Here is a 15,316-nt window from a genome sequence, read left to right as displayed (position 1 = left end):
CCGACGCCAGGTTGGCCCAATATGGTATAGAATGCGCAGGACGGCGCCAAACCGTCCCCCAAGGAAACGATGCTCAGGATTTTCCAACAATGGCTTCTCGTGTGCATGGTTGCCGTCTTCACGTTTTCCTTCGGCATTCTTTTTTGGGATCAAACCCGCCGGGCCGAAGAGAACGCGGCGGCCCTGATCCGGGCCAAAATCGGCGACACCCTGGCCCAACTCGCGGTCAATGCCGAAAGCGCTTCGGCGTTGCGCGGCATTACGGACCGCGCGGCCACGGCCAAGGCGCGGGCGTTCGCCGAACTGCTGCGGCTCGATCCATCGCTTGCACGCGACAACGCCCGGTTGGCAGCGTTGACCGCAACGCTCGATGTGGATGAGCTGCATGTCTGCGACCACAGCGGCATAATCACCGCTTCATCGCACCAGGATCTCGTCGGCTACGACATGAAAACCTCGCCGCAATCCTTGGAGTTCATGCCCGCCGTGCAATCGCCGGCGTTTTCGCTTGTGCAGCCGCCCATGCCCCGTGGCGCCGGCGGCATGTTATATCAATACGCGGGCGTCGGCCGGCTGGACCAACCGGGCATCGTCCAGGTGGGATTTTACCCTCACCGGCTGCAAACCGCCCTGGCGGTGGCAGGGGCGGAAAACATCTCGAATGGCCTGCGCATCGGTTCCGGCGGGAGCATCCTGATCCTGCGGAACGACACGGTTATCGGCAGTGCGCTACGGCAATGGATGGGCAAGAGCACCGAGGATTTCGGTCTGCCTGCGGCAACGCCTCTCGACGCAGCTGCCCACTGGACCCGAAGTGCTGGAGAAACGTTTTTATACGTGGCGTCCGGATACGGCGAATATACCGTTCTTGGGCTGCTCCCCGAAAATGAAGTGTATGCCGGCCGCAACGCCGGCGCGCTGTATCTCATCGCCGGCAACCTGCTCCTCTTCGGGGTACTCTTCCTGCTGGTGTCGCTGCTGGTGCGGAGGACGGTGGTCGCGGGCGTGCACGGCATCAATGCTTCCCTGGCGAAAATAACGGCCGGAAATCTTCATGAACAGGTCGCGGTGACCGGCAACCCGGAATTCACCGCCCTTTCCGGCGGCATTAACACCATGGTCGATGCCTTGCGTTCCGCCGCCGCCGATAAAGAGCAGCGCATCAACAGAGAGCTCGCCCTGGCCAAAGCGATTCAGCAAGGGGCTCTGCCCGATATGCTGACCACAGCGCCGTACCAAAAGGAATTCGACCTGTTCGCCTCCATGGTCCCGGCCAAGGAAGTGGGCGGGGATTTTTACGATTTTTTCATGATCGACCAAACCCATCTCGGATTCGCCATCGCGGACGTATCGGACAAAGGCATCCCGGCGGCGCTCTTCATGATGACCGCCAAGGCCCATTTGAAAAACCACATGCTTGCCGGCAGCGATCTCGGCGAAGCCCTGACCGCGGTCAACGATCTGCTGTGCCAGGACAATCCCACCGACATGTTCGTCACCTGTTTTGCCGCGGCGCTAAATATCGCCACCGGCGAGCTTACCTGCGTCAACGCCGGGCATAATCCGCCATTCATGGCGGCATCCAAACGCGATGCCTATGCTCCGCTCGCCATGAAACGGCATTTTGTGCTGGGGGGTCTGCAAGGGACCAGGTACGTCGCCACGACGCTCACTCTAGCGCCGGGCGCATCTTTATTGCTGTACACGGATGGCGTCACCGAAGCGGCCAATCCTGATGCCGAGCTTTACGGGGAAAACAGGCTGTGCTCCTTCATCAACAGCGAGGCAATCCGGCCGCTCTCGCCCAAAAAACTGCTTTCCGCCCTGAAACAGACACTGGATTCGTTCACCAACGGAGCGGAACAGACGGACGATATAACTTTGCTTGCGCTGGAATATCGCAACGGGATAGATTCATGAAAGAATTCCTGGTCGATCCGGTGGCGGATGCGGTTCTTCCGAGCGTCCTGGCTTTTGTGGAGGAAGAGTTGAGCGAACGCGACATCCCGCTCAAGGCCCGGCATCAGATTCTGGTCGCGGTAGAAGAAATTTTTACCAATATCGCGCATTATGCCTACCCGCTGGCCAAGGGCGACGCGCGTATCCGGTGCACGGTCGAGGATCATCCTCCCCAGGTGGTCCTCCAATTCCTGGACAGGGGCATTCCTTTCAATCCCCTGGAACACGAACCGCTGGATACCACACTGCCGCCGGACCAACGCCAGGTGGGAAAGCTCGGCCTTCTCATGGTCCGAAAAATCATGTCGGAGGTAGCGTATGAATATAAAGACGGAAAAAATATCCTGACGCTCAAGAAGGAACTCTAGCCTGGACGCATCTGGCCGTTTGCCGGATATTTCCCGCGAAAATCGCCGGGTGCATGCCTGGCAACGGCGTCAATGTTCAAAATCCAAACCGCCGCCGGAGAAGACCGCCATGTTTCCGGTCGCGGGCAAACACAGTCACTGAAAAGAGCTACCGAAGGAAGGCTTGCATGAATATCCGGACCCATCAAGAAAACGACGCGCTCCATCTTGCCCTGAACGGCCGCCTCGATACCACCACGTCCCCGCAATTGGACGAAGCCATCCGTGCGCTGGCGGCCTCTTCCAACCTGATCCTCGATTTTGCCCAGCTGAGCTACCTGTCCAGCGCCGGTTTGCGGGTTCTGCTGTCCGCCCAGAAACGCGCCATGTCCTCCGGCGGTTCCCTGCGCATCCGCAACGCCAACGAATCCATCCTCGAAGTATTCGAACTCACCGGATTTTCAGACTTCTTAACCTTGGAATAAGGTCCGCCCCCCCTGCGCAAACCTCGGAGCGCCGGTGCTTGGCACACCGGCAACAAGTGTCGCGGCCGCCTCTTGCCGTCGTTCGTGCATCCCGTTTCAACGGCCGCCGGTGATGATCCCCAGGGTTCGGGGGCAGACCGCGTTGAGGACGCGGTGGCAGCCGACCAGCAAGGCCATCACCAGGATCGGGATGCCCAGGTACAGGAGCAGGACGGTATAGGGATTGTCCAGGGGAATGTACTTGTAGGCCAGCAAGCGCAGGATGCCCAGCAACGGCTCGTGGGCCGCGTAGACGAAAAAACTGGCGCCGCCAAGGGCGAGCAGCGCATTGCAGAGCCCGCGGCTTCGCACCGCGAACTTGGTGAGATAGAGGGTGACCAACACCCCGGCGATCAGCCCGGTGCGATGCACGTAATTGTTGAACCAGGCGTCGTACCAGATGACGTCGGCAACCAGCAACGGCAGGTACACCAGCACGATGGCAAGGCCGAAACGGTCGAAGGCGAAGATGTTCTGGCGATTGATGCCGCAAAGGGCACCGGCGGAGAAAAAGAGCACGCCGACCGCTCCCGGCGCGTAGATCGGCCAGGATTCGCTGACCCAGCAAACATATACCGCCAGAAAGAATGGAATGGGCAGGAAGCGGACAATGACCGCCAGCACCGGTGCCATCAGCACCAGCAACATGAGGTCGCGGATGAACCAGAAGTGGTAGGCAACGGGATAGCCGTTCACCCCGAACAGCACGGATAGAAGCTGCGGCAGATCGTAGTCGGCCACCAGCTTCCCGGCCCCGACGAAATAGGGGCGGAAGTCGGGGATGGCCTGCATCAGGGCCAGGAAGCCGAGCCCCGCGAGATTCCAGAAAACAAAGGGGATGAACAGGCTGCGCAGGCGGCTGACGATCTTGCGCCAGTAGGTCTGCTGCGACCAATGGAAGGTGGCGAAAAAAAGGTAGCCCGACATCAGAAAGAACAGGGGAACCGAGATGCGGGCAATTCCCTCGGAAAGAAAAACCCGCACCCAACGGGTGAGTTCGTTGACCTCGGTGACGCCTAGGACGCCGCCCGCATAGCCGATGGCGGTATTGTAGGCGTGGATGTAGATCACCCCGACGATCGGCGGGAAACGGAGGAGTTTGAGACGAAGCGAGGATTCACTGTCGAGCATGAGCACTCACGTTGCAAGGGATAAGGGGGGTATGGGCATCGGTGACCGGCATCATCGGCAACAGCCGCCCGGATCCGGGGCGCCCGACACACCCGGTGCTGTCGAGCCGGCTTGCCTAAGTTGCCGTCAACACTCTACCATATGTGCGGGCCTGCGGTCACCGATCTCGTGCGACCACACTGTCGGCCCTGCGGTCGCCGCCCCTGGCCGCAGCCGGAAAAAACTCCTTGAAAAACTTGTTTTTCTGGACATAATCCGACATATCACACTGCGATGTTCCTCTTCATTTCCAGCTGAAGAACGAGCGCCGGAGCACAGCCGCAACCTCTTTCAGGAGATGATTCATGGAAAACGCCGTACGCAATGTTTTGCGGAAGATTGCCCTGGGGAACGGCGGGATCACGATCCTGACCGGAGCCGGAATCTCGGCGGAGAGCGGCATCCCCACGTTCCGCGGCCCCGAAGGCTATTGGACCGTGGGTTCGCAGGTCTATCAGCCCCAGGAAATGGCCACCTTCTGGATGTTCAGCCAGCAGCCCGACGAGGTGTGGAAATGGTATCTGTACCGCCTGGGCGTGTGTCGGGCCGCCGAACCCAATCCCGGCCACCAGGCCCTGGTCGCCATGGAACAGCGCTTTGGCAACCGCTTCACCCTGATCACCCAGAATGTCGACGGGCTCCATCTCCGGGCCGGCAACTCGCCGGAGCGGACCTATCAGATTCACGGTAACATCGAGTACATGCGCTGCTCGGTGGAGTGCAGCGGCACGGTGTATCCCATCCCGCACGCGGTCCAGCCGAAAACCAAGGACGATCACCTGACCGACCAAGACCGCGAACTGCTCCGCTGTCCGTTGTGCGGCGCGCGTGCCCGGCCGCACGTCCTGTTGTTCGACGAAAACTACGACGAGTATCATTACCACTTCTACAGCTCGCTCAAGGCGGCCAGGGAAACCGCGCTGCTGCTCGTGGTCGGGACCGCCGGTGCCACCAACCTGCCCAACCAGGTGGCCAGCGAGGTCCATCAGCGGGGCGGCGTCATCGTCGATGTCAACATCGAGACCAATCCCTTTGCCCGCCTGGCCGAAAGCAGCGGCCGCGGTTTTTTTGTCCAGCAGCCCAGCGCCTCGGCCCTGCCGGCCATCCTGACGGCCATGACGACCGGCTGAGGCGGCCCAACCCGGCGCCCCGATTCTCCTGTACCCGGCCCGGCACCCTCTTTTCTGCTGCATCAGGATTTTTCCCCGCGTTTTCCCGCGCGCTGGCAATCGCTTGCGGTGGTCCGCGCGCACCAAGCCCCGACACCTCGATGCCGATCGATATCGATCGATTCCCCGGAAATCAAGGGCCAGGATGCCCGCGCCCATCGCCGCCGACCGGCGATGGCTGGCCGGTAACAGCCGGCTGGCCGAGAGTTGCCCGCACGGCGCTTGCCAAGAAGGGGGTTGACCTGCGGCGGTGGACAGCGTATTTTGCTGGCACCCTGGAGGGAGACGATGGACATCAAAGGCTTGCGCAAGGAATATACCAACCCGGTGCTCACTCGGGAGATGATGGCACCCGATCCGTTCGACCAGTTCACCGCCTGGTTCAACGAGGCCTGCGCCGCCGGGCTGATCGAACCCAATGCCATGACCCTGGCCACGGTGGACGCCGAGGGCCAGCCCAGCCTGCGTACCGTCCTGCTCAAGATTTTCGACCGCGACGGCTTTGTCTTCTTCACCAATTACCACAGCCGCAAGGCGCGCCAGATCGCGGCAAACAACCGGGTCGCCCTGCTCTTCCCCTGGATCGGCATGGCCCGCCAGGTGACCGTCACCGGCCGGGCCGAAAAGATCAGCATGGCCGAATCGGCCCGCTACTTTGCCAGCCGGCCCCGCTCCAGCCAGTTGGGCGCCTGGATTTCGCGGCAGAGCTCGGTGCTGTCTTCGCGGCACATGCTGATGATGGAACTCGACCGCATGAAAACCAGATTCCTCAAGGGCGAGGTGCCCCTGCCCGATTTTTGGGGCGGCTACCGGGTCTGTCCGAACAGCATCGAGTTCTGGCAGGGGCAGACCAGCCGCCTGCATGACCGCTTCCTCTATTGCCGCACTGGTGCGGACTGGACCGTCGAACGTCTGGCCCCCTGATGTCGCCTGCTTCGCATCCGTATCGCTGTTTTCCGATTCATTTCGTTTCTAAGAGCCTTGCCATGCGCAACTTCCTTTTTTCCGGTGTTTTCCTGTTCGCCTTTGCCCTCAACGCCGTCGCCGAGACCGCGCCGCCGCTGCTGACCCCACCCCCGCCACAGACCACCCAACCGGCCCAGGCGCCGGAGTGGCTGCCTTCACCGGCGGCTCCCGCCGCAACGCCGCCGGTAGCGGTCCCGCTCCAAACCGGCAAGCCACAGGTCCGGCCGGACGAACGTGCCGGGGCGCAACCGGCGGCTGTGCGGCCCAAGGAGGCCGCTCCCGCCGCGACCGCCGAAGAAGCTGCGCCGGTCAAAAAGAACGTGCGGCCGTCGCACCGGGGCAAACACCAAAGCGCACGACAGGTCGGCCTGGGTAACGACGTGCCCCTGTTGCTGGCCGTCGCGGTCAACGACACCTGGACGGTCAAGCAGCAGGCCTCGCTCTATTTCGACATGTTCCCCTTTCTCATGACCCTCCGCCAGGTGAGCGCCACGCCGCCGCTGCTGGCCGGTATCCGCCAGGAACACATCGAAGCGCCCCCCGAGGAAGCCGAACCGCAGATCGTCATCGAATCGATGCTGTCCAAGAAACTGATGCAGCAGGAGGAAGAGCAGCGGTCCAGCGACACCCTGGACATGCTTTCCTCCCTGGTCGAGCTGCAGAAGAACATCCGGCTGCAGATGGCCACCATCGCCAAAAAACAGAAGGCCAGCGCCTCCGAGTCGGAAAAGCAGACCCTCCAGGAGGAACTGGGCAAGCTCGACAAGCAGCTGGCCGACACCGCCGCCGACTTCGAACGCATCGCCACCGGGGTCTCGCCCCAGGTCTTCGGCGACAAGGAAAAGGTCAGCTTCAGCTGGAAAGACGAGCTGACCGTCCTGCTCGAACCGAGCATAAAGGAGCTCAAGCAACTCACCGCCCGGGCCCGGCAGAAGACCGAGCTCAAGGACACCATCAACGACTACAACCAGCAGCTGGCCACGGCCCGCGGCGCGGTGGCCCACCTCAACAAGCTGATCAACGAGACCGGAGATGGCAACATCAAGAACTATCTCGGCGAGTTGCTGCCTGCCTGGCAGAACGTGGAAAAGCGGCTCGACAGCAAGCTGGACCTGGCCAAGAGGGAACTGGCCAAACTGGAGGACAAGGACGTTTCGCTGCTGAAAAGCTCCGGCAATTCGGTGCGGGAATTCTTCCGCGACCGCGGCAGATTCATGCTGATCTCGCTGCTGGTTTTCGCGGGCATTCTCTTGGCCTTCCGCCTGGTCGCACGCCTGCTCTTCTTCGTCATTCCCGGCGCCCGCAAGGAGCAGCGGCCCTTCCATGTCCGCATTCTCGATATCTTTCTCAAGATTTTCTCGATGGTTGCCGCGGTCGGCGGCCTGATCTTCGTGCTCTACACCGCCGAGGACTGGCTTTTGCTCAGCGCCGCGATCATCCTTCTGCTCGGCGTGGTCTGGGCGGTGCGCCAGACCCTGCCCAAGATGTGGAAGCAGGTCCGGATCGTGCTCAACATGGGATCGATCCGCGAAGGCGAGCGGGTCATGTACAACGGCGTGCCCTGGCGGGTGGAGGCGCTCAACGTCTTCTGCAAGCTGCACAACCCGGCGCTGGGCATGTACCTGCGCATCCCGATCGAAAGCATGATCGGCGTGGTCTCCCGTCCCTATCACCACGACGAACCGTGGTTTCCCTGCAAGCGGGGCGATTGGATCGCCATCGACGGCCAACCCTTTGCCAAGGTGGTCAGCCTTTCCCACGAACAGGTGGAAGTGGTCGAACTGGGGGGCCGCAGAACGGTCTACCAGACGAGCACCTTTCTCGGCAAGTCGCCGGCCAACCTGTCCAGCAACTTCAGCCTCCGGGTGGTTTTCGGCCTGTCCTACGCCCTGCAGGCCGAGATCACCACCACCGTGCTCGCGACCATGAAGGACTTTTTGCAGAAGAAGATGGAAGAGCAGAGTTATGCCGAAAACTGCCTCAGCCTGTCGGTCGATTTTCTCCAGGCCGGGGCTTCTTCGCTGGATGTGGCCATCCTGGCTGATTTCAAGGGCGAGGCGGCGCCGGCCTATCGCCGCATCGAGCGCGCCCTGTCCAAATGGGCGGTGGATTGCTGCAACCTCCACGGCTGGGATATCCCCTTCCCGCAGATGACCGTGCACCTCGCCCGGGAAAACGGCGCCTAGGCGCAAGGAAGACGAGGAAAAACCATGCTGGCCGAACATATCCTGCAGCGGTTGGCGGAGATCGTCGGCCCGGAACATCTGGCCACCGGCACGGTCGACCGCATCACCTACTCCTTTGACGCCACCCAGCGGCAATGCCTGCCGGATGCGGTGGTCCATCCCGGCAACACCGAGGAAATCAGCCGGATCGTGCAACTGGCCAACGAGCAGCGGATTCCGATCCTGCCCCGGGGTGCGGGCAGCGGTTTCACCGGCGGCAGCCTCCCGATTCGCGGCGGCATCGTCCTGGTGCTCACCCGGATGAACCGCATCCTGGAGATCGACACCGACAACCTGATCGCCATCGTTGAGCCGGGAGTGGTCACCGGCCGGCTGCAAAAGGAGGTGGAACGGCTGGGGCTGTTCTATCCGCCCGATCCCGCTTCCAAGGATTTTTCCACCCTGGGCGGCAACATCGCCGAATGCGCCGGCGGCCCGCGCTGCGTCAAATACGGGGTCACCAGGGACTATGTCCTCGGCCTGACCGTGGTCACCCCCACCGGCAGCGTCATCCGCACCGGCGGCCGCACCATAAAAAACGTGGTGGGCTACGACCTGACCCGCCTGTTTGTCGGCTCGGAAGGCACCCTGGGGATTGTCACCCAAATCACCCTCAGGCTCTTGCCCAAGCCTGAGGCCCGCAAGACCATGCTGGTGGCCTTTACCACCATCGACGGCGCCGCCCAGGCGGTTTCGGCCATCATCCGCGGCAAGATCATTCCCACCACCCTCGAATTCATGGACGGATCGGCCATCGACTGCGTGCGCCGCACCGTCGGCCTCGATCTGCCCCTGGAATGCCGGGCGGTGCTGATCGTCGAGGTGGACGGCGACCGCGCCCTGCTTGCCGATCAGGCCCGGAAAGTCCTGGACATCGTCCAACCGCTCGGGGTGCTGGAGACCCGCACCGCCGAAACAGCCGAGGAATCGGAAGCCATCTGGAAGGTGCGGCGCAGCGTCAGCCCGAGCCTGCGCGCCCTCAACCCCCACAAGTTCAACGAGGACATCGTCGTGCCGCGCTCGCAAGTGCCGGCGATGATCCGAGCCTTGGAGGCCCTTTCGACCGAATACAAAGTGCCGATTGTCAACTTCGGCCATGCCGGCGACGGCAATATCCATGTCAACGTCATGGTCGATCTCCATCAACCGGGCATGGAGGACACGGTGCACCGGGTGCTGGACGACATCTTCCGCACCACCGTCGAACTCGGCGGTTCGGTGAGCGGCGAACACGGGATCGGTACGGCCAAGGCGCCCTATATCGCCATGGAGCTGGATGCGCCGACCCTGGATGCGATGCGGGCGGTCAAGCGGGCCCTGGATCCCAACAACATCATGAATCCCGGCAAGATCTTCCCGGAGACCGTTGCCGACGATTCTCCGGCCGCACCCCTGCCGCCCGCACCCGACCATGGCTGACGGAAAGCAACTGGAAGAATTTGGCGAGCAGATCGCTCAATGCGTGCGCTGCGGCGCCTGCCAGGCCCACTGTCCGGTGTACCTGGAAACCGGCCGGGAAGGTTCGGTGGCCAGGGGCAAGATCGTGCTGGCGGCCGCGGTGCTGGCGGGCGAGGCGGAGTTGGACGAGCGGCTGCGCGAGGAAATCGGCCTGTGTCTGCTCTGCGGCTCCTGTGTGGCCAAATGTCCCAACAGGGTGCCCACCGATGCCATTGTCGCCGCCCTGCGGCGGCGGATCGCCGGCACCCATGGCCTGACCGCGCTGGCCAAGGGAGTGGCGGCGCTTACCGGCTCCAAGCCGCTCCTCGGCACGCTGGTCAAGGGCGCGGATCTGCTCGCGCCCCTGCTGTTCCGGAAAATTCCCGCAACCAGCGGCCTGCGTCTGCGGTTTGGGCCGGCTGCCTTGAAAGACCGCAGCCTGCCGCCCCTGCCCGATCGCACGCTCTTTGCCCGGGTACCGGCATTCTTGCAGGGCGACCCGGCGCAACCGACGGTCGGCATCTTTGCCGGTTGCGCCCTGACCTACCTGTATCCCCAGGTCGGGGAAATCCTGGCCCGCCTGCCGCACCGCCTCGGCTGCTCGGTGCATCTGCCCCGGTCCCAGGGCTGCTGCGGTATGCCCGCGCTCTCCTCGGGCAACGGCCCCCTGGTCGCCACCCTGGCCGAGGCGAATATCGGCGCCTTTGCCGGACGCGACCTGGACTGCATCCTCACCGCCTGCGCCTCCTGCCGAGGCATGCTCGCCGCCTATGCCGAGGAAACGGGACAGGCGCCGGTGGCCGAACTGGTCGATATCCACGTCTTTCTCCAGCGGCAAGGACTGGTCGACCAACTGACGGCCCTGCCGAAATGGCCGCACCGCCTCCGGGTCGCCTATCACGACCCCTGCCATTTACGCACGGCCGGCATCACCCGCGAACCGCGCGCCCTGCTCGGCGCCCTGCCGCAGGCGGATTTGGTCGAGATGGAGGATGCCGGCCTCTGCTGCGGCCTGGGCGGGACCTTCACCGCCGCCCATCCCGACCTGAGCCGGGCGATCGGCGACCGCAAACTGGCCGGCCTCCGGGCCAGCGGCGCCACCGTGGTCGCCAGCGGCTGCCCCGGCTGCATCCTGCAACTCCAGGATATCATCGACCGGGCCGGGCTGGCCATCAAGGCCGTGCATACCCTGGAGTTGATCCAGCAGGCCCTGACCGAACCGCCGGCATGAGAGCGGCCCGCACCCTTTGCCTGCGCTACGGCCGTGACCGGCTCGACTGTGCCGTGCCGGCGCACGCCGATATCCTGAACCCCCGCGAACCGGTAGCAGAGACCGACCGCGCCGCCTTTCGCACCGGGTTTGGCCGCTTGCTGCCGCAGCCCCTGCCTTCCGGTCCCATTGCCGTCGTCGTGGCCGACAAAACCCGGCTTTGCGGCTATCCCACGATTCTGCCGTGGCTGGTCGAAGTCCTCCGCGAGCAGGGCGCAGAGCGCTCTCGCATCGCCTTTTACATCGCCTATGGCACCCATGCGCCGCAGAGCGAGGCCGAATCGCTGGCCGCCTACGGTCCGATCTATGCGGAGTTTCCCTTTGTCCACCACCACTGCTCGACGCCGACCCGGTTTGCGGAGTTGGGGCGCACCAGCCGGGGGACACCGGTCCGCATCCGTTCCGACCTGGTCGAGGCCGGGCTGATCGTAACCGTCGGCGCCATTTCCCACCACTACTTCGCCGGTTTCGGCGGCGGCCGCAAACTCCTCTTTCCCGGCCTGGGCGAGCGGGAGTCGATCTACGCCAACCATCGCCTTTTTCTCGACCGCCGGCACAACAGCCTGGCCGCCGGCTGCCGTCCCGGCCAAATGACAGGCAACCCGTTGGCCGAGGATTTGGCCGAGGCCGACCGTCTGCTACCGCCCTACCTGTCCATCCACGGTTTGCTGGACAGCCGGGGCGAAGTCGCGGCCTACCGCTTCGGCGCGAATTCCGCCGACTTCCTCGCCGCCTGCCGGGAACATGACGCGCTCTACCGCCTGGCCATCGCCCGTCCCTACGATCTGGTGGTGGCGTCGGCAGGAGGTTTTCCCAAGGATATCAACCTGATTCAGTCGCACAAGGCCATCGACAACGCCGCCGCCTTTGTCCGCGACGGCGGCAGCTTGATCCTGCTGGCCGAATGCGTCGACGGCCTCGGTTCCGCCACCTTTCTCCCCTACTTCGAGATGGGCGGGCCGCTGGCGGCCTTCCGGCACCTGGCGCAACACTACAGTGGCAACGGCGGCACCGCCCTGGCCCTGATGGCCAAGACCGCCCGCATCCGCATCGAGCTGGTCACCGCGCTCGAAAGCGCGCTCTGCCGCCGGCTCGGCATGGCAAAGATCGGCCTGGAGCACGTGCAACGCCGGATCATGGCCGCCGAGACCCTGGCCGTCCTGCCCAACGCCTCGATGCTAATCCGTGGGCAGCTGGACAGGAACACTCCCACAGAGTGACCTTTTCACCCTTGGCGTCGATTGCCGGTTGCCAGGGGCGCACCGTTCGTGATAAGTAAAACGCTCGACCTCCTGAACCGATCTTTTTCCGGGCATCACCGCTCATTCTGCACAGCATTTTTCGTTGCATCCCATGACCACCCAAAAAAAGAACGCCCTCTTCGAGTTATTCGCCTCTGTCCAGCTGGCCTTGTTTCTGCTCTTTCTCCTGGCCAGCACCTCGATCGTCGGCACCATTGTGCCCCAGAACAATCCCTTTGCCTTCTATGTCGAGCGATACGGCTTCAAGACGGCCCGATTCTTTCAGCTGCTCGACATCCCGGACATGTACACTTCCTGGTGGTTTCTCGGCCTGCTGTCGCTTTTCGCGCTCAACCTGATCGTGTGCAGCATCGAGCGCATCCCCCAGGCGATTCGGCAGTTTCGCCGGGATGTCCTGGCCGTCAGCCCCGAGCAACTGGAAAAATTTCCACTGCGCAGCGAACTCCATCTTGCCGGGGAAATGCCGGCGGTCACCGGCCAGGTGGCGGCGCTGCTGAAGCGGAACGGCTGGCGTGCCAAGGAGGGAGCGGCGGATACGGGCCGAATCTATGGCGCGGAGAAAGGTAAATGGAGCCGATTCGGCCTGTACGTGGTCCATTGTTCGATCCTGGTCATCCTGACCGGTGCCCTGCTCGGCTCGTCGGCGGTGGCGCACAAGGTCTTTGGCGACCCGCTGTTTGCCTTCAAGGGATCGGTCATGCTGCCGGAAGGCGAACAAACCGATCATGTCTACGCCCACAAGGGAAACGAGCGTCTCGATCTCGGCTTTTCCCTGCACTGCGACGACTTCAGCATCGCCTATTACGACAACGGCATGCCCAAGACCTACCGTTCCAAGGTCACGGTGCTCGAACACGGCACGCCGGTGCAAACCACCGAGATCGAAGTCAACAAGCCGCTGACTTACAAGGGGGTCACCTTCTACCAGTCAAGCTACCAACCCTATCAGGACTATCAGGCGACCTTGAAGAAAAAGGACGGCAGCGCCGAGACCACCGTTCGCATCCCCGTGGCCCAGCAGATCGACTGGCCCGAGGGCGGAGTCAGCTACGGCATCATCAACCGGGAACGCCAGGGCGAGGTGACGCGCCAGTTGAAAATCTGGTTCACCGACGGCCAGGGCGAGCCGTCCGTCTTCTGGGTCCATGTCGACCAGGAGGCCGCCATCGAGCGCCCTTCCGGCACCTACCTCCTGACCATCCGCCAGCGTTACGCCACCGGTCTGCAGGCAACCAAGGATCCGGGCGTCGATCTGGTTTACGGAGGCTGCCTGCTCATGCTGGTGGGCCTGTACATCGCCTTCTTCCTGTCGCATCGGAGGATCTATGTACTTGTCCAGCCGGAAGAAAAAGGCTGCCGCCTTCTTTTTGCTGGCGACGCCAACAAAAACAGGGTAGGCTTTGAAAAATATTTTCTTCAATTAATCAGTAAGTTAGACAACGAGATCAAATAAATCTCCTCCTCTGCCAACCTCCCGCCCCGTAACGGAAAGTGCCTATGGACAGCTCGCAACTTTTCGGCATCGCCATGATCGCCTATATTCTGGCCGCCGCTTTTTACCTTGGCCTTTTTCTCTTCAAGACAGAGCGATTCGGCTTGATCGGCATGTCGCTGGCACTGGCCGGCACCTGCGCCCAGACCGTGGCCATCGGCTTGCGCTGGCACGAGTCGTACCAGATGGGGGTCGGCCACGCTCCCTTGACCAACATGTACGAGTCGCTGGTGTTCTTCGCCTGGTGTACCTCATGCTTCTACCTGGCGCTGGAATATCGCTTCAAGACGCGGATCATGGGGGCCTTCGTCATGCCTTGCGTGGCCGTGGCCATGGCTTACGCTTCGTTTGCCGACCGGATCGATTCCCGAATCTCCCCCCTTATCCCCGCCCTGCAGTCGAATTGGCTGATCGCCCACGTGGTGACCTGCTTCATCGGCTATGCCGCATTTGCCGTGGCCGGCGCTCTGGGCTTGATGTATCTCCTCAAGCAATCGGCGGAAAGCAAGCCGCAGCACCACAACCGGAGCCTGGTCGACGCCTTGCCGGCGCTGCCGGTGATCGACGATTTGACCTACAAAACCATTGTCTTCGGATTCATGTGGCTTTCGGCTGGAATCATCACCGGGGCGGTCTGGGCCAACGAAGCCTGGGGTACCTACTGGAGTTGGGACCCGAAGGAAACCTGGTCGATCATCACCTGGTTCCTCTATGCCCTGACCCTGCATGCCCGTTTCACCAGAGGATGGCGGGGCCGGCGGATCGCCTGGCTGGCGATGCTCGGGTTTGTCGCGGTCTTTTTCACGTATTTCGGGGTGAATTTCTTCCTGTCGGGTCTCCACAGCTACGGTTCGGCTTGAGTGAACGGCCTGCCGGCGGCTTGAGCGCGGTGAGCGGCAAGAGAATTTTCCCCTCTGCCTTGACAATCCTTCGGCCGTCACCTATAACGTCCGCAGAGCATACGAGCTTTCATTTCACAACCAAAACGCGAACGCCAAACCAGAAGGAGGTTGGTCATGAAAAAAACGCTGATATACGGCGTTTTCGTGGCATTCTGCTGTATCCCCTCTTCCATGTCGATGGGCAACACCGGGGTGGACAAGGGAGCACCGGATCTCGTCCTGCAGTCGACCATCGATGCGGCGAAACCGGAAAAACCGGCCTATTTTCCGCATGGCGCCCATCAGGCCCGGTTGGAATGCAAGACCTGCCACCACGGCAAGACCGCGGAGGGGAAACGGCTTTCCTACACCGAGGGGCAAAAAATTGAAAAATGCGAATCCTGCCACAACAGCAAGGCCGAGATGCCCGAAAAACTGGCTTCCTTCAAAAACGCCGCCCACGCCCTCTGTCAGGGCTGCCACCGCAAGAACAACCCCGATCTCGTCAAGTGCGTTGTCTGTCACAAGAAATAGCTGACAGAACGAGTCCTTGGGCCGTAGAAACAAAAAAGGCTGTCCCGTAAGGGGGGCAGCCTTTTTCGTTTTCCCCACAG

13 protein-coding genes are annotated in these 15,316 nt (G+C 62.4%); 12 read left to right on the top strand and 1 reads right to left on the bottom strand.

Annotation, left to right across the window (positions count from 1 at the left end):
• Nucleotides 1-69 precede the first annotated feature (69 nt).
• The 3 genes from RMR13_RS10225 (at nucleotide 70) to RMR13_RS10215 (ending at nucleotide 2,791) form a co-directional block, all read left to right on the top strand.
• Nucleotides 70-1,920 (top strand): SpoIIE family protein phosphatase, encoded by a 1,851-nt coding sequence (locus RMR13_RS10225; RefSeq protein ID WP_310600533.1) that lies wholly within the window; start codon nucleotides 70-72, stop codon nucleotides 1,918-1,920.
• Nucleotides 1,917-2,327: an ATP-binding protein gene (locus RMR13_RS10220; protein ID WP_310600532.1), complete on the top strand. Its 411-nt coding sequence runs from the start codon at nucleotides 1,917-1,919 to the stop codon at nucleotides 2,325-2,327. The genes RMR13_RS10225 and RMR13_RS10220 overlap by 4 nt, the downstream gene beginning before the upstream one ends.
• Before the next feature lie 167 nt (nucleotides 2,328-2,494).
• Nucleotides 2,495-2,791, top strand: coding sequence for an STAS domain-containing protein (locus RMR13_RS10215; RefSeq protein WP_310600531.1), 297 nt, complete (start codon nucleotides 2,495-2,497; stop codon nucleotides 2,789-2,791).
• A gap of 96 nt (nucleotides 2,792-2,887) precedes the next feature.
• Here the strand turns inward: RMR13_RS10215 and RMR13_RS10210 are convergent, their stop codons facing one another.
• Nucleotides 2,888-3,961 (bottom strand): acyltransferase, encoded by a 1,074-nt coding sequence (locus tag RMR13_RS10210; protein ID WP_310600530.1) that lies wholly within the window; start codon nucleotides 3,959-3,961, stop codon nucleotides 2,888-2,890.
• Between the two features lie 344 nt (nucleotides 3,962-4,305).
• On the opposite strand from RMR13_RS10210, the gene RMR13_RS10205 reads away from it, so the two are divergent.
• The 9 genes from RMR13_RS10205 to RMR13_RS10165 all read left to right on the top strand — a co-directional run bounded on the left by RMR13_RS10205 (nucleotide 4,306) and on the right by RMR13_RS10165 (nucleotide 15,236).
• Nucleotides 4,306-5,130 carry a Sir2 family NAD-dependent protein deacetylase gene (locus RMR13_RS10205; RefSeq protein ID WP_310600529.1) on the top strand — a complete coding sequence of 275 codons (825 nt, stop codon included), beginning with the start codon at nucleotides 4,306-4,308 and terminating at the stop codon, nucleotides 5,128-5,130.
• A gap of 327 nt (nucleotides 5,131-5,457) precedes the next feature.
• A complete protein-coding gene (gene pdxH, locus RMR13_RS10200) occupies nucleotides 5,458-6,093 on the top strand; it encodes a pyridoxamine 5'-phosphate oxidase (protein ID WP_310600528.1) in 636 nt (211 codons plus the stop codon).
• Between the two features lie 62 nt (nucleotides 6,094-6,155).
• On the top strand, nucleotides 6,156-8,321 hold the full coding sequence (locus RMR13_RS10195) for a hypothetical protein (protein ID WP_310600527.1): 2,166 nt from the start codon (nucleotides 6,156-6,158) through the stop codon (nucleotides 8,319-8,321).
• A 24-nt stretch (nucleotides 8,322-8,345) separates the two neighbouring features.
• Entirely contained in the window at nucleotides 8,346-9,779 is a 1,434-nt protein-coding gene (locus RMR13_RS10190; RefSeq protein WP_310600526.1) for an FAD-linked oxidase C-terminal domain-containing protein, read from the top strand.
• The gene (locus RMR13_RS10185; RefSeq protein ID WP_310600525.1) at nucleotides 9,772-11,028 is read left to right on the top strand and encodes a (Fe-S)-binding protein; all 1,257 of its coding nucleotides are present in this window, start codon (nucleotides 9,772-9,774) and stop codon (nucleotides 11,026-11,028) included. The genes RMR13_RS10190 and RMR13_RS10185 overlap by 8 nt, the downstream gene beginning before the upstream one ends.
• Nucleotides 11,025-12,287 carry a lactate racemase domain-containing protein gene (locus RMR13_RS10180; protein ID WP_310600524.1) on the top strand — a complete coding sequence of 421 codons (1,263 nt, stop codon included), beginning with the start codon at nucleotides 11,025-11,027 and terminating at the stop codon, nucleotides 12,285-12,287. Before RMR13_RS10185 ends, RMR13_RS10180 begins: the two co-directional genes overlap by 4 nt.
• Before the next feature lie 133 nt (nucleotides 12,288-12,420).
• Nucleotides 12,421-13,782, top strand: a complete 1,362-nt coding sequence (locus tag RMR13_RS10175) for a cytochrome c biogenesis protein ResB (RefSeq protein ID WP_310600523.1) — start codon at nucleotides 12,421-12,423, stop codon at nucleotides 13,780-13,782.
• A gap of 44 nt (nucleotides 13,783-13,826) precedes the next feature.
• On the top strand, nucleotides 13,827-14,681 hold the full coding sequence (gene ccsB, locus RMR13_RS10170; RefSeq protein WP_310600522.1) for a c-type cytochrome biogenesis protein CcsB: 855 nt from the start codon (nucleotides 13,827-13,829) through the stop codon (nucleotides 14,679-14,681).
• Between the two features lie 156 nt (nucleotides 14,682-14,837).
• Nucleotides 14,838-15,236, top strand: coding sequence for a cytochrome c3 family protein (locus tag RMR13_RS10165; protein ID WP_310600521.1), 399 nt, complete (start codon nucleotides 14,838-14,840; stop codon nucleotides 15,234-15,236).
• The last annotated feature ends 80 nt before the right edge of the window (nucleotides 15,237-15,316 follow it).

It is taken from the genome of Desulfobulbus sp., assembly GCF_031547805.1.
Taxonomy (GTDB): Bacteria; Desulfobacterota; Desulfobulbia; order Desulfobulbales; family Desulfobulbaceae; genus Desulfobulbus.
The sequence above is the reverse complement of the archived record's forward strand: the minus strand, read 5'-3'. Positions and strand labels throughout refer to the sequence as shown.

Bases quoted from the DNA above. Each gene is read 5' to 3' on its own strand.
- RMR13_RS10225 (WP_310600533.1), top strand. From the start codon at position 70: ATGCTCAGGATTTTCCAACAATGGCTTCTCGTGTGCATGGTTGCCGTC.
- RMR13_RS10220 (WP_310600532.1), top strand. From the start codon at position 1,917: ATGAAAGAATTCCTGGTCGATCCGGTGGCGGATGCGGTTCTTCCGAGC.
- RMR13_RS10215 (WP_310600531.1), top strand. From the start codon at position 2,495: ATGAATATCCGGACCCATCAAGAAAACGACGCGCTCCATCTTGCCCTG.
- RMR13_RS10210 (WP_310600530.1), bottom strand. From the start codon at position 3,961: ATGCTCGACAGTGAATCCTCGCTTCGTCTCAAACTCCTCCGTTTCCCG.
- RMR13_RS10205 (WP_310600529.1), top strand. From the start codon at position 4,306: ATGGAAAACGCCGTACGCAATGTTTTGCGGAAGATTGCCCTGGGGAAC.
- pdxH (WP_310600528.1), top strand. From the start codon at position 5,458: ATGGACATCAAAGGCTTGCGCAAGGAATATACCAACCCGGTGCTCACT.
- RMR13_RS10195 (WP_310600527.1), top strand. From the start codon at position 6,156: ATGCGCAACTTCCTTTTTTCCGGTGTTTTCCTGTTCGCCTTTGCCCTC.
- RMR13_RS10190 (WP_310600526.1), top strand. From the start codon at position 8,346: ATGCTGGCCGAACATATCCTGCAGCGGTTGGCGGAGATCGTCGGCCCG.
- RMR13_RS10185 (WP_310600525.1), top strand. From the start codon at position 9,772: ATGGCTGACGGAAAGCAACTGGAAGAATTTGGCGAGCAGATCGCTCAA.
- RMR13_RS10180 (WP_310600524.1), top strand. From the start codon at position 11,025: ATGAGAGCGGCCCGCACCCTTTGCCTGCGCTACGGCCGTGACCGGCTC.
- RMR13_RS10175 (WP_310600523.1), top strand. From the start codon at position 12,421: ATGACCACCCAAAAAAAGAACGCCCTCTTCGAGTTATTCGCCTCTGTC.
- ccsB (WP_310600522.1), top strand. From the start codon at position 13,827: ATGGACAGCTCGCAACTTTTCGGCATCGCCATGATCGCCTATATTCTG.
- RMR13_RS10165 (WP_310600521.1), top strand. From the start codon at position 14,838: ATGAAAAAAACGCTGATATACGGCGTTTTCGTGGCATTCTGCTGTATC.